21 protein-coding genes are annotated in these 23,537 nt (G+C 64.0%); 3 read left to right on the top strand and 18 right to left on the bottom strand.

Annotation, left to right across the window (positions count from 1 at the left end; translation table 11 throughout):
- Positions 1 to 12: 12 nt before the first annotated feature.
- From AC1RRJ_RS11875 to AC1RRJ_RS11840, 8 genes are all read right to left on the bottom strand, one after another.
- The gene (locus tag AC1RRJ_RS11875) at positions 13 to 1,491 is read right to left on the bottom strand and encodes a 2-hydroxymuconic semialdehyde dehydrogenase (protein WP_493122861.1); all 1,479 of its coding nucleotides are present in this window, start codon (positions 1,489 to 1,491) and stop codon (positions 13 to 15) included.
- Complete coding sequence (locus tag AC1RRJ_RS11870) at positions 1,488 to 2,318, bottom strand: alpha/beta fold hydrolase (protein WP_493122858.1); 831 nt, start codon at positions 2,316 to 2,318, stop codon at positions 1,488 to 1,490. Before AC1RRJ_RS11870 ends, AC1RRJ_RS11875 begins: the two co-directional genes overlap by 4 nt.
- Positions 2,315 to 3,076 (bottom strand): ABC transporter ATP-binding protein, encoded by a 762-nt coding sequence (locus AC1RRJ_RS11865; RefSeq protein WP_493122856.1) that lies wholly within the window; start codon positions 3,074 to 3,076, stop codon positions 2,315 to 2,317. Before AC1RRJ_RS11865 ends, AC1RRJ_RS11870 begins: the two co-directional genes overlap by 4 nt.
- Complete coding sequence (locus tag AC1RRJ_RS11860) at positions 3,061 to 3,813, bottom strand: ABC transporter permease (RefSeq protein ID WP_493122854.1); 753 nt, start codon at positions 3,811 to 3,813, stop codon at positions 3,061 to 3,063. Before AC1RRJ_RS11860 ends, AC1RRJ_RS11865 begins: the two co-directional genes overlap by 16 nt.
- The gene (locus AC1RRJ_RS11855) at positions 3,810 to 4,367 is read right to left on the bottom strand and encodes a VOC family protein (protein ID WP_493122852.1); all 558 of its coding nucleotides are present in this window, start codon (positions 4,365 to 4,367) and stop codon (positions 3,810 to 3,812) included. Before AC1RRJ_RS11855 ends, AC1RRJ_RS11860 begins: the two co-directional genes overlap by 4 nt.
- Entirely contained in the window at positions 4,364 to 5,407 is a 1,044-nt protein-coding gene (locus AC1RRJ_RS11850; RefSeq protein WP_493122850.1) for an ABC transporter substrate-binding protein, read from the bottom strand. Before AC1RRJ_RS11850 ends, AC1RRJ_RS11855 begins: the two co-directional genes overlap by 4 nt.
- Positions 5,408 to 5,409: 2 nt before the next feature.
- Entirely contained in the window at positions 5,410 to 6,330 is a 921-nt protein-coding gene (locus AC1RRJ_RS11845; protein WP_493122848.1) for a fumarylacetoacetate hydrolase family protein, read from the bottom strand.
- A 140-nt stretch (positions 6,331 to 6,470) separates the two neighbouring features.
- Positions 6,471 to 7,298, bottom strand: coding sequence for a sulfite exporter TauE/SafE family protein (locus AC1RRJ_RS11840; protein ID WP_493122845.1), 828 nt, complete (start codon positions 7,296 to 7,298; stop codon positions 6,471 to 6,473).
- Between the two features lie 183 nt (positions 7,299 to 7,481).
- Between AC1RRJ_RS11840 and AC1RRJ_RS11835 the strand changes: the two genes are divergently transcribed.
- Both AC1RRJ_RS11835 and AC1RRJ_RS11830 read left to right on the top strand, forming a co-directional pair.
- Positions 7,482 to 8,285 carry an aspartate dehydrogenase gene (locus AC1RRJ_RS11835; protein WP_493122843.1) on the top strand — a complete coding sequence of 268 codons (804 nt, stop codon included), beginning with the start codon at positions 7,482 to 7,484 and terminating at the stop codon, positions 8,283 to 8,285.
- 24 nt (positions 8,286 to 8,309) lie between these two features.
- Positions 8,310 to 8,756 carry a VOC family protein gene (locus AC1RRJ_RS11830; protein ID WP_438322016.1) on the top strand — a complete coding sequence of 149 codons (447 nt, stop codon included), beginning with the start codon at positions 8,310 to 8,312 and terminating at the stop codon, positions 8,754 to 8,756.
- Between the two features lie 324 nt (positions 8,757 to 9,080).
- Here AC1RRJ_RS11830 and AC1RRJ_RS11825 read toward each other — a convergent pair whose 3' ends face one another.
- Positions 9,081 to 9,569 carry a hypothetical protein gene (locus tag AC1RRJ_RS11825; protein WP_493122841.1) on the bottom strand — a complete coding sequence of 163 codons (489 nt, stop codon included), beginning with the start codon at positions 9,567 to 9,569 and terminating at the stop codon, positions 9,081 to 9,083.
- A gap of 94 nt (positions 9,570 to 9,663) precedes the next feature.
- Positions 9,664 to 10,656: an amidohydrolase family protein gene (locus tag AC1RRJ_RS11820; RefSeq protein ID WP_493122839.1), complete on the bottom strand. Its 993-nt coding sequence runs from the start codon at positions 10,654 to 10,656 to the stop codon at positions 9,664 to 9,666.
- 185 nt (positions 10,657 to 10,841) lie between these two features.
- Between AC1RRJ_RS11820 and AC1RRJ_RS11815 the strand changes: the two genes are divergently transcribed.
- Positions 10,842 to 11,789, top strand: a complete 948-nt coding sequence (locus AC1RRJ_RS11815; RefSeq protein WP_493122837.1) for a LysR family transcriptional regulator — start codon at positions 10,842 to 10,844, stop codon at positions 11,787 to 11,789.
- On the opposite strand, the gene AC1RRJ_RS11810 is transcribed toward AC1RRJ_RS11815, so the two are convergent.
- The 8 genes from AC1RRJ_RS11810 to AC1RRJ_RS11775 all read right to left on the bottom strand — a co-directional run bounded on the left by AC1RRJ_RS11810 (position 11,786) and on the right by AC1RRJ_RS11775 (position 23,471).
- Positions 11,786 to 13,177, bottom strand: coding sequence for an amino acid permease (locus AC1RRJ_RS11810; protein ID WP_493122835.1), 1,392 nt, complete (start codon positions 13,175 to 13,177; stop codon positions 11,786 to 11,788). The genes AC1RRJ_RS11815 and AC1RRJ_RS11810 overlap by 4 nt on opposite strands.
- Positions 13,178 to 13,194: 17 nt before the next feature.
- A complete protein-coding gene (kynU, locus tag AC1RRJ_RS11805) occupies positions 13,195 to 14,403 on the bottom strand; it encodes a kynureninase (RefSeq protein ID WP_493123052.1) in 1,209 nt (402 codons plus the stop codon).
- Positions 14,404 to 14,455: 52 nt separating this feature from the next.
- Complete coding sequence (locus AC1RRJ_RS11800; protein WP_493122833.1) at positions 14,456 to 15,898, bottom strand: aldehyde dehydrogenase family protein; 1,443 nt, start codon at positions 15,896 to 15,898, stop codon at positions 14,456 to 14,458.
- The gene (locus tag AC1RRJ_RS11795; RefSeq protein WP_493122831.1) at positions 15,895 to 17,523 is read right to left on the bottom strand and encodes a thiamine pyrophosphate-binding protein; all 1,629 of its coding nucleotides are present in this window, start codon (positions 17,521 to 17,523) and stop codon (positions 15,895 to 15,897) included. Before AC1RRJ_RS11795 ends, AC1RRJ_RS11800 begins: the two co-directional genes overlap by 4 nt.
- A 113-nt stretch (positions 17,524 to 17,636) precedes the next feature.
- Positions 17,637 to 18,320, bottom strand: a complete 684-nt coding sequence (locus AC1RRJ_RS11790) for a fumarylacetoacetate hydrolase family protein (RefSeq protein ID WP_493122829.1) — start codon at positions 18,318 to 18,320, stop codon at positions 17,637 to 17,639.
- 13 nt (positions 18,321 to 18,333) lie between these two features.
- A complete protein-coding gene (locus AC1RRJ_RS11785) occupies positions 18,334 to 19,248 on the bottom strand; it encodes a hypothetical protein (protein WP_493122827.1) in 915 nt (304 codons plus the stop codon).
- A 23-nt stretch (positions 19,249 to 19,271) separates the two neighbouring features.
- Entirely contained in the window at positions 19,272 to 21,032 is a 1,761-nt protein-coding gene (locus tag AC1RRJ_RS11780; protein ID WP_493122825.1) for an LVIVD repeat-containing protein, read from the bottom strand.
- Between the two features lie 57 nt (positions 21,033 to 21,089).
- Positions 21,090 to 23,471, bottom strand: coding sequence for a TonB-dependent receptor (locus tag AC1RRJ_RS11775; protein ID WP_493122823.1), 2,382 nt, complete (start codon positions 23,469 to 23,471; stop codon positions 21,090 to 21,092).
- Positions 23,472 to 23,537: the final 66 nt, after the last annotated feature.

The raw sequence follows: 23,537 nt of genomic DNA, 5'->3' as shown, positions 1-23,537 counted from the left end.
GTCGCCTCTTCCCTAAAGTTTCACACAGATATTGGTCGGCTCCGAATAGAAGCCCAGCGAATGTTCGCCGCCCTCGCGCCCGATACCCGATAATTTCATGCCCCCGAACGGTGTGCGCAGGTCGCGCAGGAACCATTCATTGACCCAGACGATGCCCGTTTCCATCTGTGCCGCGACGCGGTGCGCCCGCCCCACGTCGCGCGTCCAGATCGCCGCAGCAAGACCATAGGCGCTGTCGTTCGCCATTTCGATCGCCTCGTCCTCGCGGTCGAAGGGAGCGATGTGGCACACCGGACCGAAAATCTCCTCGCGCACGCAGCGCGCATCCTCGCCAAGGCCAGTCAATATGGTCGGCTGGACAAAGGCCCCCTTGTCCAGCGCACCGCCCAGTTCAGGCACACCACCGCCGGTCACCACCGTAGCGCCCTCTTCGCGCGCGAGGGCGTAATAGCCCAGCACCTTGTCGCGATGGCCGTGCGAGATCAGCGGCCCCATGTCGGCGCCCGACCAGGGATCGCCCACGGTCAGCGCCTCGGCGCGCTCGGCGAGCGCCGCGACGAAGCGGTCGAAGATCGGCCGCTCGACATAGATACGCTCGGTGCACAGGCATACCTGCCCGCAGTTGGAAAAGACCGAACGCACCGTTCCCGCCACCGCCTCGTCGAAATCGCAGTCGGCGAAGACCAGCGCGGCATTCTTGCCGCCAAGCTCGAACGACACCGGCTTCACCCCCGCCGCCGCGACGCGCATGATCGCGCCGCCGGTCGCGGACTCGCCGGTGAAGGTGATCGCGTCGATGTCGGGATTGGCGGTCAGCCATTCGCCCGTTGAATCGGCGCCGAAACCATGGACGAGGTTGAACACGCCGGGGGGCACCCCCACTGCGTCCATCACCTCGGCGAGCAACGTCGCGGTCGAGGGCGTTTCTTCGCTGGGTTTCACGACGACAACATTGCCGCAGGCGAGCGCGGGTGCGACCTTCCAGGTCATCAGCAACAGCGGCAGGTTCCACGGCGAAATGATCGCGACGACGCCGAGCGGGCGCGCGATGGCGTAGTTGATCGCGCTGCGCCCATCGGGCAGGTCGGTGCGGAAACTCGGCATCGCGCGCGCCTCGGCCAATGCCGCGAAAGTACGGAAATTGGCGGCGCCGCGCGGAATATCGATCGTCCGCGCCTGATGCAGCGATTTGCCGGTGTCGGCGATCTCGGCCGCGGCAAATTCGTCGAAGCGCGCCTCGATCCCCTCGGCGACGCGGACGAGCAGCTTGCACCGTTCGGCCTGCGACATCTTGCCCCACGGCCCCTTGAGCGCGCGGCGGCCCGCCGCGACCGCGCGGTCGACGAGCGCCCGGTCGGCGAGCGACACGCGCGCCGCGACTTCGCCCGTCACCGGGTTCACATTGTCGAAATGCGCGCCCGTCGCGGCGAAGGCCCCGTCGACATAATTGCGGATTTCACGCGCTGCGAAGGGATAGCCGGCCGTCGTCATGCCTCGTCCCCGACGCGCACATAGCCCGCGGTGTTGCTGTGCACCGCACCGCCCTTGCCGACATGGCCCGCCATCTGGAGCAGCGAAAGCAGCGTATCGTTGAACTGCACCGGCGCCTCGAGGAAAGCCGAGTGACCGACCTCATTCACCTCGACAAGGAACGAACCCGCGACCTCGCTCTGGACGAGCCGCACCGCCTCGATCGGGAAAATCACATCGTCGACGCCGCAGAGGAAGAGGATCGGAAATCCCTTGCCACCGAGGTCGGCGGCGGGCCGCGCCTCGAAGCGCCCCGTCAGACTGTGGCGGTCGACGGCGTTGAAACTCGCGATCTGCGAATAAAGCATCGCGAGCTCGCGCGGGGCCCCCGTGCCGAGCACGCGGTCGATCTGGTCCAGCCCCCCCGCCTGCGCGCGGGCAGTATCCATGATCGCCTTCACCGCGTCATTCTCTTCTATGCCGTGCAGACTGTCGCAGATCGCCAGCGCCGCGACCCGTTCGGGCGCGCGGTGCGCGAAACCGATGCATGTCCCCGCGCCCATCGACTGGCCGACCAGCGCGACCTTTTCCTCGCCCAGATGGTCGAGCAGCGCCGTCAAATCATCGACAAAGGCATCGCGTCCGCGCCCATCGAGGTCGCGCGACAGGCCGAAGCCGCGATGGTCGAACAATATGACGCGGTTCGATCGCGCCAGCGCGTCGATCTGGCGATACCAGATCGCATGATTGCCGCCGATCCCGTGCGCCAGCACCACCGCCGGCCCCTGACCGTGGGTCTGATAATAGATTTCGGCGCCTTCGGTCGCCACGACCCCGCTTATCATCATGCTACTCCCATTAATTTGCTCAGCCGGACGACATAGTCGCCGAACGCCGGATCCTCGCGCGTGACACTGGGGTCGCGCGGGCGCGGCAGGTCGATGCGGACATCCTCGATGATCGTCCCGGGCCGTTCCGACATCACCAGCACGCGGTCGGACAGCAGCACCGCTTCGGAAATGCTGTGCGTGACGAGCACCACCGTCTTGCGATCGCGCTGCCAGATGCGCAGCAATTCCATGTTGAGCCGGTCGCGCGTCAGCGCATCGAGCGCCCCGAATGGCTCGTCCATCAACAAGACCTGCGGATTGCGTGCCAGCGCCTGACCGATCGCGACGCGGTGCCGCATCCCGCCCGACAGCTGATGCGGGTGGCTCGCCTCGAACCCCGTCAGGCCCAATGTCTCCACAAGGTCGGCGAAGGCGGCGGCGTCGGGGCGCTCCGCCGCGGGGTCGAGATCGACCCCGAGCATCAGATTGTCGCGGACGTTGAGCCACGGCAGCAGGTTCGACGTCTGGAAGACGAAGCCCATATCCGCCGTCGGCTCGACGACCTCCTTGTCGTTGAAGCGGATGCTTCCTTCCTCAAAGGGGATTAAGCCCGCGATCAGCCGCAAAAGCGTGCTCTTGCCGCAGCCCGAGGGGCCGAGCACCGAGACGAACTCGGCCGCGCCAATATCCGCGCTGACCTTGTCCAGCACCTTGCGGCCGTCGAACGCCTTGCCGGCGCCGGCCATGGAGATCACCGCGCTCATGCTGCCCGCCACCAGATGAAGCGTTCCCAATAGGCAACGCCGTAGAAAAGAAGGAGCGACAAGACCGTCACCGCGATCAGCGCCGCAAAGGTCAAGGTCGTGTGGCCCGACCCCGATGCGGTCAGGATGAGATTGCCGAGCCCGTCGTTCGAGCCGACAAATTCGCCGACCACCGCGCCGATGACGGCGAGCGGCATCGCGACCTTGCAGCCGTCGAGGAAGCTCGGCAGCGCCGCCGGGACGCGCAGCCGCCAGAAGCTTTGCATCGGGGTGGCGCGCAGCGCGCGGAAATGCTCTTCGAGATGCGCCGGGGTGCTCGCGAGCCCGCCGAGGGTCGAGATGATGATCGGGAAAAAGGCGAAGAGAAACGCCATGATCAGCTTCGACGTCAGCCCGTAACCGAACCAGACAACGATCAGCGGCGCGAGCCCGATCTTGGGAATGCTCTGCAGCGCGACGAACAGCGGATAGACGGTGCGCTTCGCGGTGCGCGAGAAATAGATCAGCGCCGCGATCGGCACGCCGAGTGCCACCGCGATGATGAAGCCCCAGAACACCTCGGTCAGCGTGACGAGGCTCTGCGACAAGATCGGTCCGCGCGATTGCCAGAGTTCAGCGGCGATCGCGCTCGGTGGTGGCAGCAGATAGGATTGAACCCCCGACCAGCGGACGCCAAATTCCCACGCCAGCCCGAGCAGCGCAAAAAAGCCGACGCTGATCGCCGTGTCGCGATTGAACAGTGCCTTCATTTGCCCTCCTCCCGGTCGATCAGCGCCTGAATGCGCGCGGGCGGTGCGACGAGGAAATGTTCGAGGTTCCAGCGGTCGAAGGTTTCGAGCTGCTTTCCGTCCCACACCGACGGGGCGTAAGGATGATCGGCGTCGATCCGCGTCATGTCGGTGTAAAATTCGACATTATTGCCGTCGGGGTCGCGGAACACGAGGAAGCTGTTCGCGCCCGGCCCATGCTTGCCGATCCCGCGGTCGATGGGAACGCCGCGCGCGATCAGCATCGCCGCGACCTTCTCCATCTCGTCGAGCGTTTCGAGGCGATAGGAGAAATGCTCGACCGCGGGATAATGGCCCTCGGGGATTGCGCTATGCCCCGGCGGCAGCTGGAGCAGCGCCAGATCATGATGATCCTCGCCCGCGCGCAGGAAGACCATATTGTGATCGATCCAGTCGGAGACTTCGAGCCCGACGATCTCGGTATAAAAGGCCAGCGAGCGGTCGATGTCGCGCACCTTGAGGACGAGGTGGCCGAGCCGGGTCGGGCGCGGACGATAGGCGGCAGGATCGGTCATGGCTGCTTCCCCGTGGGCACGAAGTCGTTGGTAAACAGCGACGCCGACTGGTCGAAACCCTTGAGCTGGCCGCCCGCCTGTAGGGTGGTGACGGTGCGCGCGATCTTCTCGGGCTTGAGCTGCTGCGAGCCACCTTCGGCCGCCATCAGCTCAACCGTCTCGCGGATCTGGCGTTCGGTCACCGCTTCGTCGAGCAGCGGATAATGTTTGCGGATCGTGACGAGCGCCGCCTTCGGATCGCGCGCCATATCGGCATAACCGCGATAGGCCGCCGCGAGGAAGGCACGGACGACTTCAGGATCTTTCTCGATCAGCGCGTCGCGCGTTGCGAAGCCGCTGCCGTACACGTCGAGCCCGTAATCGGCATAGGCGATGCGCCCGATCGTCACCCCCTTCGCCTTCGCCGCCTTGTCGAACAAGGCCAGCGAATTGCCGAGCCAGCATTCGGCGGCGTCGATCCGTCCCTCGACAAGCGACGAGACGACGATCGCCGGGTCGAGCTGGATCTGTTCGACGCGCGACGGATCGACGCCATTGCCCTCCAGCCACGCGGGAAGCAGCGCCTGAACCGCCGACGATTGCCCGGCGCCGAAACGCAGGCCGGCCAGATCGGCGGGCTTCGAAACCTTGTGCCGTTCCTTGACGAAGCAGGCACCGGCGGGGAACCGCATGTTGATGCCGCCGACCATCCGTACCGCGCCACCTTTCGCGCGATTGAGCGCGACCGACAGCGGATCGACATAGGCAAATTCGAACATACCCTGATCAAGCTCGTTCGCGGTGCGGATACCGCCAAACCCGCGCACGGGTTCGACGTTCAGCCCGGCGTCGGCGAAATAGCCCTTGTCGATCGCGACGAAGATGCCCGCCTGACTTCCCTGCGGCAGCCACGCCATGTTGTAACGGACCGTGCGCGCGGCCTCTTGCTGCGCGGTCTTGGGCGCAGCGCCGCCACCCGACATGCTCCACAAAGTGGCCCCGGCGATCGCCGCAACGACAAGGACCGGCGCGATGAGCGATTTGCGACTGAAGGCGGCCATCGTCACGCCCCCCGCGGCAGATGCGGCGCCGACACGGGATTGGCGAGTTCGCCGACCCCATCGACCCAAGCGGTCATCACATCGCCGTCTTTCAGGAAGACGCCGCGCCCCATGCCGACGCCCGCAGGGGTACCCGAGGCGATCAGGTCGCCGGGACGCAGCCGCAGGATCGTCGAGAGATAAGCGATCTGTTCATAGATGTTAAAGATCATCTCGGACGTATTGCCGTCCTGCATCGCTTCCTCATTGACGTTGAGGCCCAGCCGGATCGCGTGCGGATCGCCGAGGCAGTCGCGCGGCACGAACACCGGGCCAAGCGGGGTGAAGCTGTCGAAACTCTTGCCGCGGAACCAGTCGTGCGAGAAGGGAAAGTCGGTGCGCCGGGTGCGGTCGCGCGCCGAGACGTCGTTGACGATAGTATAGCCCGCGATCAGATCATGCGCCGCATCGACCGCGACATCCTTGCCCTCGCGGCCCAGCACGACCCCCAGTTCGACCTCCCAGTCGGGGCGCGACACCTGCGGCGGGACAATCACCGTCTCGTCGGGACCGACGACGCTCTCGACGGTCTTCAGGAAGATATAGGGTTCGCTGTCGGCCTTCGCGGCGAGCTTGGTCTGCATTTCCTCGGCATGTTCGATAAAATTCGATGCCGCGCCGAAGATGCGGCGGGGTTCGAACGGCGTCTGGAGTGCCGGTGCCGCTATGGCAGAGCCCGAGGCACTTTCCAGCGCACGGGCGAGCCCGAACAGGCCTTCGCGCCGGGCTTCCCAGTCGCGGATGATCGTTGTGACATCGCCCGCGACCGCAGCAAACCCATGCGCGGCGGCGGTGTCGTGCAGATCGTGGAAGGCGTCGCCGACCTTGATCGTCGGGCGCGGCCCGTCGGGGGTGGCGCGGGTAGCGAGGGCAAACCAGGTCATAGGTCGAACATCCTTCTGAAAAATGCGGGCATGGGCTGGCGCGGCCAGACCGAGCGCGAGGCCGGCGCTGATCCGCGCGATTGCGGTGCGGCGATCGAGCCTGTCTTCTGCACGTGGGGTTGGCGCGTCGGGCATGGCATTCAACCAAAGGCCCGGATCAGCATCCGCGCCGCGACCACGGCGAGGAACAGGCCGAACAAGATGCTCAGGTGCCGCTTCGACAGCGCATGCGCGATCCGCGCGCCCCAAGGTGCGGTGAAATAGGAAACCGGCGCAATGATCGCGAGGCCGATCAGATTGACATAGCCGAGGCTGCCCGGGGGCAGTCCCTCGACATTCCAACCCGCGATGACGAAGGCGACGGTCGCCGGAGCGCTGATCAGCAGGCCGAACAGCGCCGCAGTCCCGACCGCGCGGTGGATCGGGAAATTGAACAAGGTCATGATCGGGACGCTGAGCGTACCGCCGCCGATCCCCATCATGCTGGAAATCCCGCCGATGGTGAAAGGGATGAGCTGCCCGGCGGGCCCGCTCGGGATCGCTTCGGCAATATGCTTGCCCTCAAGCGGCAACAGCATCTTGATCGCGACGAGCAGCGCGACGATGCCGAAAACCGCCGACAGCTCATCGCCGGTCACGCGCGATGCCAGCAGCACCCCCGCGATCGCGCCGAGGAAGATCGCAGCGCCCCAGCGCTTCAGCTGGTCGTGATCGACCGCGCCCTTGGCATTATGCGCGCGCGAGGAGGAAATCGCGGTCGGGATGATCGTCGCCAGCGAGGTCGCGACGGTAACGTGCATCCGCACCGAGGAATCGACATCCAGCGTCGCCAGCACAAGGTCGAGCACCGGCACAATGACAATCCCGCCGCCGACGCCGAGCATCCCGGCAATCACGCCGCCCACCGCACCGGTCAACAACATCATCACCGTCAACGTCAGCAGTTCGTGGCTCAAAAGTTCGTGCATCGGATCCCCCAAAATCAGCGTGATATTGCGGGGCGACCGATATGCAGTCAAAGATAGAAAACAGGTCTTTATATAATCAAAAACATATACAATTGCCGGTCGCGCCTTCTATATCCATTCCGGGATAGCGAAGCGGCCAAAGGATATTATCGCATATAGCAGCGACGCTTTAGCGCCGCAGACATGATCAAAGTGGGCATAGCCGGGTTCGGCACCATCGGCCGCGTTGTCGCGCGCCATATCGAAGCAAGCGCATTGCCGCTGACGCTGGCGGCGGTATCCGCTGGCGACCGCACGCGCGCCGAGACCGCGATGGCACGGCTGCAACAGCCGGTTCCCATCTTGGACACCGCCGACCTCATCGCCGCGTCCGACGTCCTCGTCGATTGCGCACCGACCGCAGCCTTTCGCGATATCGCCGAGACGACGCTGCGCGCCGGCAAGACGCTGGTCACGGTCAGCGGCGCGGCGCTGATGCAATGGCCCGAGGCGGCCGATCTGGCGCGGGCGCATGGCGGACGCATCATATTGGCAACCGGCGCGCTGCTCGGGCTCGACGCGGTGCGCGCGGCGGCGATCGGCACCATTCATTCGGTAACGATGGTGACGCGCAAGCCGGTCAAGTCGCTGGTCAAGGCCGAACATGTCGTCCGCAACAAGATCGACCTGTCGGCGCTGACCGAACCGCTCAAGATTTTCGAAGGCAGCGCGCGAGAAGGCGCCCTCGCCTTCCCCGCCAATGTCAATGTCGCGGCAGCGCTGGGTATGGCGGGCGTGGGGCCCGAACGGACGCGCCTCGAAATCTGGGCCGACCCTGCGCTCGAACGCAACACACACCGCATCGTCGTCGATTCCGACAGCGCGCGGCTCGAGCTCATCATCGAGAATATTCCGACCGACGAGAATCCCGGCACCGGCCGGATCACCGCGCAAAGCATCGTTGCCGCGCTGAATGACCTCGTTAGCCCCATCCGTATCGGAACCTGATTTCCCTAAAGAAAGGCCAATCCTATGACCACCCGCCTGCGCCATGTGGCGATCGCATCCGCCGACCCCGACAATTCGGTCGGCTTCTTCACCGACGTCCTCGGCTGGACCCTCGCCGGCAAAATCGACAGCCGCAACGCGCGCGGATATTATGTGACCGACGGCCACATCAATATCGCACTGCTCTGCTTCAAGAACCGCCCCGCTGCGGGCATGGAATTTCCCGAAGGCTATACCGGGCTGCACCACATCGGTTTTCAGTGCGACGACATCAACGCGGTCGTCGAGCGCTTCGAAAATTCGGGCTATGCGCCGCGCCACGACGTCAATCTGGCGCAGGGCCTTGGCAAGAACCCGGCCAAGGATAATGCCGAATATAAGATGACCGGTCCCGAGAGCGTGATGGTCGACGTGTCCGAACGCGGCTGGGCAGGCACCGAAAGCTATAAGGGCAATCCGCCGGCGGCTTAATCCTCCCGTCGCGAAAATCAAAAGGCCGTCAGAGCATCATGCTCGGGCGGCCTTTTGATTTGGGGAACATGCGCAGAAAATCCTTTGCACATGTGGCTAATTTCAAATGAAACTGACTGCTCCCCGGCACAAGCGTGGTCCAGAGCGCCAGGTTACGACCGAAAGCCGCCCCCGCCTTCCTCGTCATCCCGGACTTGATCCGGGATCCACAGCAGCGTTGAAGTCATAGACCCCGGATCAAGTCCGGGGTGACGAATTGGAAATGGCAGCTAACGACCATCTGTCGTCGTTGAGCATAGAGGCATCGACGCCCGCAAGCCGTCGTTAGCGGGCGAAGGTGAAAACCTCAGCTCCGGTTCCGATGACAAAGGAGCGTCCCGTCGGTGAAAATCCGAACACTCTAATTTCTGGAACGAAGCCAGTGAATACGCGCGGCTCGCAAGCTGTGCCGAGTGGAGCGATCAACCGGACTATATCGTCGCTGCTATTCGAAAGCTCACTCTTCAACCGCCAGCCATCGCCTGTTTCTCGCGGCAAAACGCCACCGTAGACTTCGCCAGCGATAAGAATTTCTTGGCCCACCATCGGACCAATCCCCTCCGCCATGCGGCTGTCTTCATCGAACGGAAACGCAGGGTCGCGATCACGCGCGACCAGTTCTCCGGAGATACAATTGACAACGCCCCTACCATCGTGGGTCGCTATCAATAACAGATCTGAGCCGCTTGCGAAGCCGACGCCGAACAACCCTCCGGCGCTGATGACGTGGCGGATTGGCCATAGTGTCTCGGCATCCTGGTAGGTCTCGTTCATGGCAGAAGCCTAGCGCGACAGATATCCGCTTCCTAACGATTATTGCTCAGAAGCGGGCTGTCTCAAATCCACCCCAAAACCGCCAACACGACGGCTAAAGATTCAGAAACGCCTTCGCATTGCCGCTCAGGATCTTCGCCTTCTGCGCGCCCGACAGGCCGTCGTGCCCGCGCACGAGCGAGCCGATATCCTGCTCGCCCAGCGGGAAAGGATGGTCGGAGCCGAGCAGGACGCGATCCTCGCCCATCACGTCGATCAGCAGGCTGAGCGCGCGCGGATCGAACACCGCTGAATCGACAAAGAAACGGTCGACATAGGTCGAGGGCGGCTGCGGGCAATCGACGCGCACGATATCGCGATGCTTCCACGCGTTCTCGACGCGGCCGAGCAGGAAGGCAAAGCTGCCGCCGCCATGACCGAAGCAGATACGCAGATTCTTCGGCAGGCGCTCGAACGCCCCCGACAGGATCAGCGACAGGATCGACAACTGCGTTTCCGCGGGCATCGCCACCAGCCAGGGCAGCATATATTTGGGCATACGCTCGCGCGCCATCATGTCCCAGGGGTGGATCAGCACCGCGGCGCCGACATCGGCGCAATGGGTGAGGAAGGTCAAAATCCCTTCGTCGTCGAGATTGCGAAGCCCCATATGATTGCCGATCTGGACGCCCAGATGGCCCGTCGCCATCGCGCGGCTGACCTCGGCGCACGACATGTCGATGTCCTGCAACGGCACCTGCGCCAGCGCCTTCATCCGGTGCGGGGCGTAGCCGCAAAAGGCGAGCGCTTCGTCATTGAAGCGCTGCGCGCTGTCGAGCGCGTCCGCCGCGGGGCGGCTGTAACCGAACATGATCGGGGTCGCGCACAGGATTTGCAGGTCGATGCCCTGTTCATCGAGCGCTTCGACGCGCCGTGCCGGATCCCAAAGGATATCCTCGACGGGGCGAAACTCCTTCGCCCCCTGCATGATGAAGCCCTTGCCGCCCCCCGCATCGCGAAGCCACGGCAGGCCATCGGCCTCTGCCCGTGCGCGATAGGCGGCATCCATCGCGGGGAAAAAATGGCTGTGCATGTCGATGACAGCCATTTGCTGTGAAGCCTCTATTGTCATGACTTTCGCCGCACCCCTGTTCAATCGTCATGCCCACAGCCGGTTTTGGCGTGTGGGCCATGAGGTTGAGTAACCGGGGTCAGCTATCAACAATAATCCCGAGACTTGCCCTCGCTATTATAAAAAGGTTATAGCGTTCCCAACGCAGACGGGGGAGCTTCATGCCAAAATTTCACGATAACTTCCTGCTCGGCCGGCTGAAGCTGCGCCAGTTGCGCCTGCTCACCGCGATCGCCGACGAAGGCACGGTGCTGAAAGGATCGCAGGCGCTGAACATCGCTCAGCCCGCCGCGACCAAGAGCATCAAGGAGCTCGAGGACGCGCTGGGCGTCCAGCTGTTCGACCGGTCGTCGCGCGGGGTGACCCCGACCGATTTCGGCAAGGTGATGATCAAACATGCCAAGCTGATTCTGACCCAGCTGCGCCATGCGGGCGAGGAATTGCAGTCGCTCGAAGAAGGGCTGTCGGGCCGCGTCCATGTCGGGACATTGCTCGCGGCATCGACGTCGCTCCTGCCCCGCGCCCTCGCGCGGCTGCGCCAGCAGCGGCCGGGCATCGCGGTGACGGTGGCCGAGGGTACGATCGACCGGCTGATGCCCGCCCTCCGCACCGGCGACATCGACGTGGTTCTGGGACGCCTGCCCGAATATCGCGAGCGCGAAGGCCTGACGCAGGAGGTGCTTTATCTCGACACCGTGTCGATCATGGTGCGCGCCGACCACCCGCTGGCTCAGCGCGCGGCGCTGACGCTTGCCGATCTCGTCGATCAGGCGTGGGTCATGCCGCCGACGCAGACGTCGCTGCGCCGCCAGATCGATCATGCCTTTCGCCACGAAGGGCTGGAACCGCCGCGCGACGTGATCGAATCGGTGTCGATCCTGACCAATCATGCGCTGCTGAAGAGCACCGACATGCTCGCCGCGATGCCGCACCAGGTCGGCATCGGCCAGGCGGGGCTGGTCGCGCTACCGGTCACGCTGGAGGGCGCAAGCTCACGGATCGGGGCCACAACCCACGCGAATGTCGAGATGTCGGCTGCGGTCCGCTATTTCATGGGGGTGATCCATGAAATAGCGGCCGAAATCCGCAGCGAGATGGAGCAGGATTAGCTGGCGGCGGCCGATCCACGCGAAACGCGCCGCCAGATCAAATAGGCGATCGAGATAATGACCAGCCACGGCACGCCCGCAATCACCGCCGTCTGCCAAAAATCGGTGTCGAGCGCCATCGTCACCGTAATCGCGGCGAGCAGTACCAACCCCAGTATCTGGGCATAAGGAAAAAACGGCATCCGCACCGGCAGGTCCGCGCCGTGATGATGGCGGCGAAAGCGAAGATGGCTGACCAATATGGTGCTCCACACGAGCAGCCCGCCGAACAGCACGATCCCGAACAGATAATTATAGGCGAGCGGGGTCAGGATCGACACCGAGGCGGCGGCAAGAATGCCGACGCCGGTGACGATCGTCGCGCGCATCGGCACCTTTTGCGCATTAAGTTCGCCAAAGGCGCGCGGCGCATAGCCACCGCGCGCGAGCGAGAAGAGCATGCGCGAGCCGAGGTAGATGCTGGTGTTCATCGCCGACAGTGCCGCCGAGGCGACTACGAAGTTCATGATGCCCGCCGCATAGGGAATCCCCGCACTCGCGAACATTTTCACGAACGGGCTTTCGGTGACGACCTTCGCCCCGGTCTCGGTCCACGGCATGAAAGCGACGATGATGAACAGCGCGAGAATGTAAAAGATGAAAAGGCGCGCCGCCATCGTGCGCAGCGCCGCCGGGATCGCGGTCTTCGGATCCTTCGCTTCGCTCGCGGTGCCGACGACGAACTCCAGCCCCATGAAGGAAAATAGCGCCATCAGCACCGCCATCCACACACCCGAGAAGCCATTGGGCAGAAAGCCGCCGGCCAGACCGGTGACATTGTGAAGGCCGATGGGATCGCCGACGACGCCAAAAATCCGGCTGAGCCCGACGATGATGAAACCGATGATCGCCGACACTTTGATCACGGTCAGCCAATATTCGACCGATCCGAAATTATGCACCGCGCGGGTGTTGACCCAGACGACGACCGCAGCGCTGCCGATCGCCCACATCCACACCGGCGTATCGGGATACCACCAGCTCATATAAATGCCGACCGCGACCGCCTCACTGCCGATCAGCAACACTTGCTGGATCCAGTATGTATAGCGGACGATGAAGCCCATCATCGGGCCGAGGTAGATTTCGGCATAGGTGCCGAACGATCCCGCGGTCGGGTGAACCACCGCCATTTCGGACAGGCTGAACACCATGATCACCGCGATCAGCGCTGCGATGCCAAAGCTGATGAGGACGGCGGGCCCCGCATAGCCGATCGCGATCCCCGACCCCATGAACAGGCCGGTGCCGATTGCGCCGCCGAGGCCGATCATCGTGATCTGCGCCTTGGTCAGCCCGCGTTCGAGCCCCGCCTCGCGGTCCACATAGGCTTGTTCGTCCATCGCCATTCCCCCTCGCCCTTCGCTCAAGTGACCGCTTCGCGTGCCTGATGCTCGGGTAGTTTCCAGATATCGCCGTCCATGATCGCCACCAGACGTTCGACCGCATCCCAGACGTCGGCATAGCCGACATAGAGCGGGGTGAAGCCGAAACGAACCGTGTCGGGCGCACGAAAGTCACCGATCACGCCGGCGGCAATCAGCGCGCGCATGATCGGATAGCCGTCGGCGTGCGCAAAGGAAACCTGGCTACCACGCGCCGCGGCATCGCGCGGCGACGCCAGCGTGAAGCCATGGCCCGCGCAGCGCTGCTCGACGAGGCGGATGAAGAGGTCGGTCAGCGCCATCGACTTGGCGCGGATCGTCGCCATGTCGGCCGACAGATGAATATCGAGCCCGATTTCGGCGAGCGTCATCGACAGGATCGGCTGGGTGCCGATCAGAAACTGACGCAGCCCCGCTTGCGGGCGATAGCCGGGTTCGAAGGCGAAAGGCGCGGCATGCCCCCACCAGCCGGTGACGGGCTGATGCGCATCGCCCTGATGCCGCGCCGCGACGAACAGGAAAGCAGGCGAGCCGGGACCGCCGTTCAGATATTTATAGGTGCAGCCGACCGCGAAATCGGCATTGCAGCCATTGAGTTCGACCGGCATCGCGCCCGCGCTGTGGCACAGGTCCCAGATCGCGAGCGCCCCCGCCGCCTGCGCGCGCGCGGTGATCGCCGCCATGTCGTGGATATGCCCGCTCTTATAATGGACATGGGTGATCGCGACGGCGATCGTGTTCTCGTCGATCGCGTCGGCAATCTCGTCCTTCTCGCACAAGCGCACAGTAACGCGCCCGCCGGTCGCGGCGGCGACGCCTTCGGCGATATAATTGTTGGTCGGAAAATTGCTGCCTTCGAGGATCAGCACGCTGCGGTCGGGGCGCATCGCGACCGCTGCCGACAGCACCTTGAACAGATTTTGGCTGGTCGAATCGCAGACGATGACCTCGCCCGCCCCGGCACCGATGAGCGGTGCGAGCTTGTCGCCCAGCCGCACCGGCAGGTCGAACCAGCCGGCGCTGTTCCAGCTTTTGATGAGGTCGGTGCCCCATTCGCGCGTCACCACATCGAGCGCGCGGGCGCTCGCCGCCTTGGGCATCGCGCCGAGCGAATTGCCGTCGAGATAGAGCATCCCTTCAGGCAGGACGAACTGCTCGCGCAGCGGCGCCAGCGGGTCCGCACGGTCCATCGCCTCACACCAGGCGCGGTCGGGGGTTTCAGCGATTGCTATCGGGGTCACATCAAGCATCATGGAAGCATATTACCTTCGTCTGGGACATTTCGCGCGCGGCAAAGCGCACGCCCTCGCGTCCCATATTGCCCCGCCCGGCGCCGCCAAAAGGCATGGCGTCGAGGCGGTAATCGGTCGAATCATTGATCATCACCCCGGCGACGCGCAGCCGCCGCGCGGCGTGACGCGCATGACGGAGCGATTCGGTGAAGATCGCGGCGTGGATCGCGTAGTCGGCGCGATTGGCGGCGTCGATGGCCTCGTCGAGGTCGGTGAAGCGAAACAGGCTGACCACCGGGCCAAAGGCTTCGTGGCAGGCGACGCGCGCATCCTCCGGTACGTCGGCGAGCAAGGTCGGCCGGACCAGCGTGCCCGCACGTTCGCCGCCGGTCAGCAGCGTCGCCCCCTGCGCAACCGCCTCGCGCGTCCATTCAACGATGCGCTCGGCCTGCTGCGAACAGATCATCGGGCCGATGTCGGTCGCCGGGTCCATCGGATCGCCGACACGCAAGGCATCGGTCGCCGCGACGATCGCATCGCGAAACGCATCATGGACGAAGTCATGCACATAGATGCGCTGGACCCCGATACAATTCTGCCCCGCCGCCCCGAAGGCGCCCGCTGCGCAAGCCTTTGCAGCCTTGTCGATATCGGCATCGTCCATCACGATCACCGGGCCGTTGCCGCCCAATTCCATCGCGACGCGCTTGATCCCCGCCGAGCGACAAATCGCCTGCCCCACATTGGCGCCGCCGGTGAAGCTGACCATCGCGACATCGTCATGGCTGGTGAGCGCATCGCCGAAATCGCGCCCGCGCCCGGTGAGCAGATTGAGAGCGCCGTCGGGCAGCCCCGTCGCGAGCATCAGCCGCGCGAGCATGATGGCGACCAGCGGCGCCTGTTCGGCAGGCTTCAGCACCACGGCATTTCCCGCAGCAAAGGCGGGACCGATCTTGTGGCAGATCAGGTTCAGAGGATCGTTGAACGGGGTAATCGCCGCGATCACCCCCAGCGGTTCGTGCAGATAATGACCCGACCGCGTCTCGCCGCCCGGAAAGCTATCAAACGCGATCGTCTCGCCCGCCAGCCGCGTCGCTTCTTCCGCCGACAGCCGCAGCGTATTAACCGCGCGCGCGACCTCTCGTGTCGCCGAGCGGATCGGCTTTCCGGTTTCCGCGGTGATCGCGGCAGCAAAGCGGGCCGCGTCGCCTTCCAGCGCCGATGCGGCGCGATGCAGGATGCGCGCGCGCTCTCCGGTCGACAGGTCGGCCATCGCGGCGGCGGCGATCCTCGCACTCGCAACCGCACGTTCGACATGGTCGACGCCCGCGCACGCCACCTCGCCCAGCGCTTCGCCCGAAAAGGGATTGGTCACCGCCATCGTCGCGGCCGCACCCTCCCAGCGCCCGCCGATCAGCAGCGATCGGCCGGCGTCGAACGGGACGTGGATCACGGCTTGTCCTTGCGCAGCACGAGCGCGTCATATTCGCGGCTGTCGAGCAGCGCCTCGACGATTACCGGCCCGTCGGAGGCAAAGCCCGCCTCCAGCGCGGCGCGGAATTCGGCGGGATCGCGCGCGACCGTCACCGGAACGCCGAACAGCGACGGTCCGCCGATCGTCCCCTCGGCGCGCACCGGCGTGCCATAGATCGGGTTCGACTTTTTTTCCTGCTTGATACGGATCAGCGCGAGGTCGTTGTCGGTGAAGATGACGATCACCATGCGCAGCTTCTCGCGCACCGCCGTCGCCAGTTCGCCCGCGGTCATCAGGAAGCCGCCATCGCCCAGTACGCAACAGACGGGCGTGTTGGGGCGACACAGCTTCGCCGCGATCGCCGCTGGTAGGCCGAAACCCATCGCCGACCAGCCGTTGGTCATGATTTGCGTTCCCGGCATCGGGGTGCGCCAATGCTGGCCGATCAAATGCGTGTGTGCGCCAACGTCGCAGGTCATGATGCCATCGTCCGGCAGGACATCGCGCAGCACGTCGAGCGCGGCGCGCGGGCCAAAGGGCCCATTGCTCCCGGCCAGCCGCGCAAACATATCCGCCTTGCGCGCCGCAACTGCCGCAAGATCCCAGTTCTTGAGCGTGCCAGGAAGAGCGAGCAGCGCATCGAGGGCAGGAGCGATGGCACCCACGACTTCGGCCGGCACCGGATGCACCGCACGATCGATGTCTGCAGCAACAATGTCAATGTTAGCGAGCGCGAGGCCATCGCGCATCCAGCCCTCGAAGTTGAACTCGATCGGATCATAACCGACCGCGACCACCAGATCGGCCTCGGCATGCGTCTGCCCGACCAGATCGGAGAGTGCGTGGAAGAGAACCCCCGCATAATTGGGATGCGTCTCCGCGACCATGCCTTTCGCCATCGGGGTCAGCAGAACCGGCAGGCCGAAACGTTCGGCAAGCGCCAAAATCTCATCCTGCACGCCCGCATGGACAGCGCCCAGCCCGATCGCGAGGACCGGCTTTTCGGCCGCAGCGAAGGCGGCGACTAACGCGTCGATATCGGCGGCGGCGGGCGCCGGCACCGGATCGGCGGCGACCGGCGCGATCTGCACCGCATCGACCGCGATCCCGCTCATCCCCTGCGGCAAGCCGACATGGACCGCACCCGGGCGACCCGACAGCGCGATCCGCGCCGCTTCGGCCAGCGTATCGACGGCGGTATCGGCCTCGATCCGCATCGTCGCCTTGGTCAGCGGCGCGAAGAGTGCCTGATGGTCGATCCCCATCTGCACCGTCCGGCCGCGCAGGGCGGCGGGCATTTCGTCGGTCAGTGCGATCATCGGCGAGCGATCGAGCGTCGCACCGCCGACCCCGGTGGCAAGATTGGTCGCGCCCGGCCCGAATGTGCCGAAACAGACCCCCGGCACGCCGGTCAACCGCCCGCAAATATCGGCCATGAAACCCGCGCCGCCCTCATGGCTCGCCAGCACGAAATCAATGCCGTCGGTGGTGCGGATCGCCTCCATATAATCGACCCAGCCGCCGCTCGGTACGCCGAAGACATGACGCACCCCCATGTCGCGAAGCGCCGCAACGACATTGCGGGCAACATTGGTCGATTTCATCCAGGAATCCTTCATCAAAGGCCATTTGCTGCGACCGGCCTAGGCCCGTCCGCCATAAACAAATAATATCAAATAGCCGCCGCGATATGTCATTCGCGTTATAGAAGAAACGATCAGACGAAGCGGTTGGCGATCGCACCTATGCCGTCGATGCCGCCTTCGACAAGGTCGCCCGGGGCGATGCGCCCGACGCCCGCCGGGGTGCCGGTATAGATGAGGTCGCCGGGCTGAAGTTCGACATAGGTCGACAGTTCGGCGATGATGTCGGCGACCGGCCAGATCATGTCGGCGATGTCGCCGTCCTGACGCACCGCGCCATTGACCGACAGCCAGATGCGCGCCGCCGACGGATGGCCGATGTCGGCGGCGGGGCGGATCGGCGACAATATCGCGCTGCGATCGAAGCCTTTGGCCATGTCCCACGGGCGTGCGGTCGCTTTGGCATCGGCCTGCAGGTCGCGGCGGGTCAGGTCGTTGCCGACCGCATAGCCGAACACCGCCGCCGCCGCATCGTCGAGAGCGATGTTCGCGCCGCCCTTGCCGATCGCGACCACCAGCTCGATCTCATGATGCAGATTGGCGGTACGCGGCGGCATGGCGATTTCGGCGGTGCCCGGAACCACCGCATCGGCGGGCTTCGAGAAGAAGAAGGGCGGCTCGCGTTCGGGATCACCGCCCATCTCGCGGGCATGATCGGCGTAATTCTTGCCGACGCAGAAGATGCGCCGAACGGGAAAACGACGATCGCTGCCTGCGATTTCAGCGCTGGGTGCGGCGACTGGAAAAATGTCGGTCATATGGTCCTCTCGATCAGGCCGGCGGATAGAGTGCGGCCTGGCATTTGCCATCGGCGCCTTCCAGCCCCTTTTCGCGGGTCGCGTTCCATGGGCTGCCCATCTTGTCTTCCGGTTGATACCAGAAACCATAGAGCCTGCCGTTCGCAGCGACCAGCGTTGCCGAACCGATACTGCCCTCTTCCTTCGAGAACCAGGAGAGCCGCATGATCCGGCCAAAGATCGTGCCGCGCAGCGTGCCGAGGCCATTGTTGTAACAGCCCCAGATATCCTGCCCCTTTTGCCGCAACGCGATCGGACCATATTCATGGGCATAGACGCCGCTGACGTCGCCCCCCCCCGCAGCGCCGCGCTGCTCGAGCTCGCCGATGACCGCGAGGTCCGACAGACGCGTCGCGCCGCTCCCCGCCCAATTGCTGTCGACGCGCAGCCGCAGCCAGCGCGCCCGGCTTTCCTTGGGCAGATTCACGGTCGTCTGCGCGTCGGCCTTGGCTTCGCCTTCAACGAGGGTTTCGAACGGCCCTTCGGGTCCGGTGGTCGATCCCAGCAGCGCAAAGCGTCGCACAGGCGACCCTTCGGCGGTCTGCGACATCGACCCGTCTTCGCGGACGACCGGTTCGAACCGGCTGTCGATCGCGACCGCGCGCACCTTGCCATTGCCCGCAAGTTCAAAGTTCAGCGTATGGGGAAAGGCGATGTCCTTCGGCGACAGCCAGCCATAGGCCGGGCCGCCATCGACAAGATTGATCGTCCAGGTCGACCAGTGCCGCTTCGCTTCATCGCGATCGGCTTCGGCGATGCCGCCCCAGCTGATGTGAAGGATATTGGCCCCGGCCGGTTCGGCCGGCTTTTCCGCCGCCTTTTTCGCGGGCGCGTTCGAGCATCCGGCGAGGAGCAGGGCTCCCGCCAACGCAAACTTCCATTCGTGCATGTTTTCAGTCCTTCAAGATGGGCCTAGCGCCGTTCGGGCCAGACCTTTGTCGGCGCGCTCAGGCGCGGTTTTCCAAGCAAGGGAGACGACAGCGCGTAAACACCGTTGACCGAGAAAGCCCAGATGATGTTGCGGTCATATTCGGTGAAGACCGCGAAGGTCGAATTGCCGAACGTATATTCGGGCAGTTCCTTGTCGGTCGGAAAGCGCGGGACGAAATAGCCCGCGATCGTCGGCTTGGCCGGGTCCTTCACATCGAAAATCTGGATGCCCGCATTGTAAAAGGCATAGACGGCAAGGCCCTGACGACCGCCCCCCGGTTGCCCCAGCCCGCCCGACCGTTTCGGTCCGAAGCTGCCGCGACGCTGGCAGAAATCGGTGAAGGAGGCGCCGGGTGGCGGGGTCGGCCGCGGGAATTTCGCCGCGACCCGCGGATTGGCGGGATCGCGCACATCGATCGAGTAAATATCCTTGAACGGCTCGTAACAATTCTCGTTCATCGGATAACCGTTGGAGAAGACGAAGCCCGTGCGGTCATATTGGCTGACGTCGATATTGTCGAATTCGGTGCCGGCATAGCTTGGCGGGACGCTGAGATGACCAAGCGTGCGCGGCTGCGCCGGGTTTCCGAGGTCGAAGCTGTAGAAGCCAAGCCCGCCCATGCCGCCGAAACCGATTTTCCCGCCCTCCTCGACCGGCTTGGTGAGCACGATCGGGGTGCGCGATCCCATCCAGCTTGTCCGGTTGCCCGCGCGCGGATTGGCGAGATAAGCGGCCTCGCTCGCCTTGTCGCCGAGCTGCTGCCCCGGCACACTGATCTGCGAGACGAATTTGGGGTTGGCCGGGTCTTCCATGTCCCATACCTGATATCCGGGCGAATAGAGATAATCGGGATATTCGGTCAGCGCATAGCTGTCGTCGGGCGCCGCCGAGAGCAGCATATATTTGCCGCCCCACCAGGTCGCACCGTCGAGCGCACCCGATCCCTGTTGCTGCCCGACCGGTGCGTCAGGATGCTGGATATCGGTCGTGCGCGTCGCGATCAGCTCCCACTTGTCGGGGGTCGGACCGTTCATCACAAAGACCTTGAAGCCCTTGAGCGAATTATAATGCCGCTGTGCTTCGACCTTGTCGGGTTGGCGCCTTTTGTCGTCCATCAGCCCGAAGCGACCGATCTCGTAGGAAGCGACCAGCACATTCCGCTGAAGCTTCTTGTTCCACGCGATGGTGACCCCGCCGAAATAGTCGGTGACAGCCGACGCATCCCAATCCTCGCTCGATCCCTTCGCATTCCAGGCGCCGCCCTGCGACCAGACGATCGTCGCCTTGCGCGGATCAGTGACGTCCATGATCCGCAGATAGTCGCGGTCGTGAGTGTATAGATAACGCTTGCCGTCAAAGTCGACGACGCTAGCCCAAGCATGCCATGGCGAAGTCACCGCGGGATAGAAAGCGACGACATCGACATTCTTCGCGTAGCTGTTCTGGTCCCAATGATCGAGCTGGCCCGGAAAGGATGGTGCCTGCGTGGTCAGCGGGGTCGCGACCGGGTGGCGGAAGGTCCCGGTCGCCGGGTCCATGCCATAATCGACCCCCGGCACCGGCGGGGCCGGCGGGTTTTCAGGGGTCAAATCCTGCCACGCCTTCAGCCAGGGATCGACGATGTTGATCGGCGCGGTATCGTGCCCGCCCTCCCCGCCGCTCGCTGCGGTCAGCACCGTCGCATGGAGCAGCGCCGCGACAACCGCGCCGCCGCCGGCCATGATCCTGAAGCTGCGTTTCATTGGCGATTCCCTCTTATTCTCGATGTGCGCGATTCAAGCGGCTGATGCTCCCGGCCCCTAAAAGCGGAACCGGGCCGTCACGCCATAAGTGCGCGGCGGAATGTACGTGCCATAGATGGTCCCGAACAGGTCGAGCTTGCTGGTGTAGTTCAGCTCGTTGGTCAGGTTTTTCGCCCACGCCGTCAGCTCCCATTTGCTGTCGGTATCGCGCACGCCGATCCGCGCATTGAGCAAAATCTCGGAATCGAATTTCAGGATCGGCGTGTTCGGATTGTCGTAGAAATTGGCGCCGGTGTACTGGAAATCGCTGCCGGCGATCAGGACTATGCTGTCGCTGACCGGCTGGTCGAGATTGGCCGAAACTCCGAACGCATGCTTGGGGGTCCGGCGGCAGGTGTTGCCGTCAAGATCGGTCCCATCATCATCGATGATCAGCTCGCCGGTGAAGTTGCACCGCGAATAGGCATAATTGCCCGAAACACTGAACGTATCGGTCAGACGCGCCTGAATATCGAGTTCAAGACCATAGGCACGCGTACCGTTTTTCGCATTGAACACGAAATTGTCAGGCGGCATACCCGGTCCGGGCGACAGGAACTGGTTGGTCTGGAGATTGTCGTAAAGCGTGTAATAGCCCGCCGCGTTAATGAAGATGCGCCGGTTGGCGAGCGCCACCTTGGCGCCCAGTTCGAAACTGTTGGCGGTCTCAGGCTCGAACGACACCAGCGCCTCTGCGGGAGTGTTCGCATCTTCGCCGGTCCAGCCGCCGGGCTTGTAGCCCTTTGCGTAGCGCGCATAGAGCGTCACATCGTCACTCGGCTCGAACCGCAGCGTCGCGCTGGGCAGCCACGCGTCCCAGCTCCGCTTGTCCGACACGGTGAAATTGACCGGCGCGCCTTCGAAGGATTCGCCTGAGCGGTTGTTCGAATAATTCTTGCGATCATAGGCATAGCGCAGCCCCGCTTCGATGGTGAGCTGGTCGGTCAGATCATAGCTGACCTCACCAAAGATGCCGATATTGTCGTTATTCGACGTGGTGACCGTGTGGTTCGACCCGGGAAACGGTGACGCGGGTGTCCCGCCAAATTCCATGGCGAAGGCAAATTCGGTAATCGCCTGAAAATCGGCGAACAGGAAGTTCACATCCTCGGCGCGGCGGATCTTCTCGCGCAGATAATAGACGCCGCCTTCCAGCCGAAGCGCGCCGCCATTGTCCCAACGCAGGCGCAGTTCCTGCGAGAATTGCTTCACATCCTCGGCCTTGCCGCTGTCGAAATAGCTGTCGGGAACCGTAGCGAGATAGGTACCCAGCCCCGCGAGCATCGCCGGAGTGACGTTGGGCGCATTGGTCGCCGGATCGATCGCGAAATCGAAGAACATTCCCCCGCCATCCTCGCGCGCCGCCAGCGAGGAATCGCGCCAGGCAGTCTGCAGCGCGATGCTGAGGCTATCGCTCGCCTCCCAATCGACCGATCCAGTGACGCCATACATATCCGAATTTTGATAGCCGGTGAAATTATGCGCACCCTCGCGGCGCTTCGCGCTCCGGAACGGCGCGTTGCGGTTCGGCAGGACAAAGCCGGGAAGGCTCGCGATCGGTGGTGCAAAGAAGCTGTTGTACGTCACCTCATGGCTGTCGCCGGGGACGATGATGTCGACCCAGCGTGCGCCGTCGCGATGCCGCGTATAATCGGCCGAAAGATTGATATCGAGCGTCGCGTTCGGTTGCCAGCGAAGCTGCCCGCGCACCGATTGCGTATTCTGATCCTCTTCATCACCGCCACGGGTGTTCTTTGCATAACCGTCGTGCATGCGCGAGCTGACGACCAGACCGAGACCCAGCGTGTCCGACACCGGCCCGCGGACCGAAGCAGCTACGTCGAGCTTGTCATAATTGCCATAGGTCGCCTCGAAGCGCCCTTCGAAATCCTTGCCGGGTCTCTTGGTCACATAGTTGATGAGGCCGCCGACAACGCTTTTCCCGAAGCGCAGCGCCTGCGGCCCTTTGAGCACCTCGACGCGCTCGAGATCATAAAGGTCGAGCAGCGAACCAGTCCCGCGCGACATATAGGCGCCATCGACAAAGATACCGACTGCGCCATCGGCGCCAGCGCCCTGAATGTCCGACCCGATGCCCCGGATGAAAAGCTCTGTATCGACGGCCCGCTCGGCGCTCAGCTTGAGGCCCGGAACGCGATAGGCGATTTCCGAAAAATCCTTGATCCCCGCTTGCTCCAGCGCCGCGCTGCTGAACGCCTGCACCGAAATCGGCACGTCCTGCAGGCTTTCTTCGCGTTTGCGCGCCGTCACCACAATCTCGTCGTTCGACGAAATGCCGACAGCGTCAGCCGGCGCCGATTGCGCCAGCGCTGCGCCCGGCATGGCATAAAGTGCCGCGGTTGCCAGTAGCGCCCGGTGCAAGTTCCTGTTTGATCCCATTGTCCCACTCCCCAGCGGCCAGGCGGGCCTTTTCCTCGTACGGGAAAACGGTCGCGCCGGCCTGAT

The organism is Sphingopyxis sp. GW821-FHT12C06 (genome assembly GCF_058807415.1).
Note: the sequence above shows the minus strand (reverse complement) of the source record. Positions and strands in the feature narration are given on the sequence as shown.

Excerpts from the sequence above, each read along its gene's own strand:
- AC1RRJ_RS11820 (WP_493122839.1), bottom strand. The coding sequence starts at position 10,656 with ATGGCTGTCATCGACATGCACAGCCATTTTTTCCCCGCGATGGATGCC.
- AC1RRJ_RS11835 (WP_493122843.1), top strand. The coding sequence starts at position 7,482 with ATGATCAAAGTGGGCATAGCCGGGTTCGGCACCATCGGCCGCGTTGTC.
- AC1RRJ_RS11830 (WP_438322016.1), top strand. The coding sequence starts at position 8,310 with ATGACCACCCGCCTGCGCCATGTGGCGATCGCATCCGCCGACCCCGAC.
- AC1RRJ_RS11795 (WP_493122831.1), bottom strand. The coding sequence starts at position 17,523 with ATGAAATCGACCAATGTTGCCCGCAATGTCGTTGCGGCGCTTCGCGAC.
- AC1RRJ_RS11840 (WP_493122845.1), bottom strand. The coding sequence starts at position 7,298 with ATGCACGAACTTTTGAGCCACGAACTGCTGACGTTGACGGTGATGATG.
- AC1RRJ_RS11825 (WP_493122841.1), bottom strand. The coding sequence starts at position 9,569 with ATGAACGAGACCTACCAGGATGCCGAGACACTATGGCCAATCCGCCAC.
- AC1RRJ_RS11775 (WP_493122823.1), bottom strand. The coding sequence starts at position 23,471 with ATGGGATCAAACAGGAACTTGCACCGGGCGCTACTGGCAACCGCGGCA.
- AC1RRJ_RS11870 (WP_493122858.1), bottom strand. The coding sequence starts at position 2,318 with ATGATGATAAGCGGGGTCGTGGCGACCGAAGGCGCCGAAATCTATTAT.
- AC1RRJ_RS11860 (WP_493122854.1), bottom strand. The coding sequence starts at position 3,813 with ATGAAGGCACTGTTCAATCGCGACACGGCGATCAGCGTCGGCTTTTTT.
- AC1RRJ_RS11815 (WP_493122837.1), top strand. The coding sequence starts at position 10,842 with ATGCCAAAATTTCACGATAACTTCCTGCTCGGCCGGCTGAAGCTGCGC.
- kynU (WP_493123052.1), bottom strand. The coding sequence starts at position 14,403 with ATGGACCGTGCGGACCCGCTGGCGCCGCTGCGCGAGCAGTTCGTCCTG.
- AC1RRJ_RS11875 (WP_493122861.1), bottom strand. The coding sequence starts at position 1,491 with ATGACGACGGCCGGCTATCCCTTCGCAGCGCGTGAAATCCGCAATTAT.
- AC1RRJ_RS11855 (WP_493122852.1), bottom strand. The coding sequence starts at position 4,367 with ATGACCGATCCTGCCGCCTATCGTCCGCGCCCGACCCGGCTCGGCCAC.
- AC1RRJ_RS11845 (WP_493122848.1), bottom strand. The coding sequence starts at position 6,330 with ATGACCTGGTTTGCCCTCGCTACCCGCGCCACCCCCGACGGGCCGCGC.
- AC1RRJ_RS11780 (WP_493122825.1), bottom strand. The coding sequence starts at position 21,032 with ATGAAACGCAGCTTCAGGATCATGGCCGGCGGCGGCGCGGTTGTCGCG.
- AC1RRJ_RS11850 (WP_493122850.1), bottom strand. The coding sequence starts at position 5,407 with ATGGCCGCCTTCAGTCGCAAATCGCTCATCGCGCCGGTCCTTGTCGTT.
- AC1RRJ_RS11785 (WP_493122827.1), bottom strand. The coding sequence starts at position 19,248 with ATGCACGAATGGAAGTTTGCGTTGGCGGGAGCCCTGCTCCTCGCCGGA.
- AC1RRJ_RS11790 (WP_493122829.1), bottom strand. The coding sequence starts at position 18,320 with ATGACCGACATTTTTCCAGTCGCCGCACCCAGCGCTGAAATCGCAGGC.
- AC1RRJ_RS11810 (WP_493122835.1), bottom strand. The coding sequence starts at position 13,177 with ATGGCGATGGACGAACAAGCCTATGTGGACCGCGAGGCGGGGCTCGAA.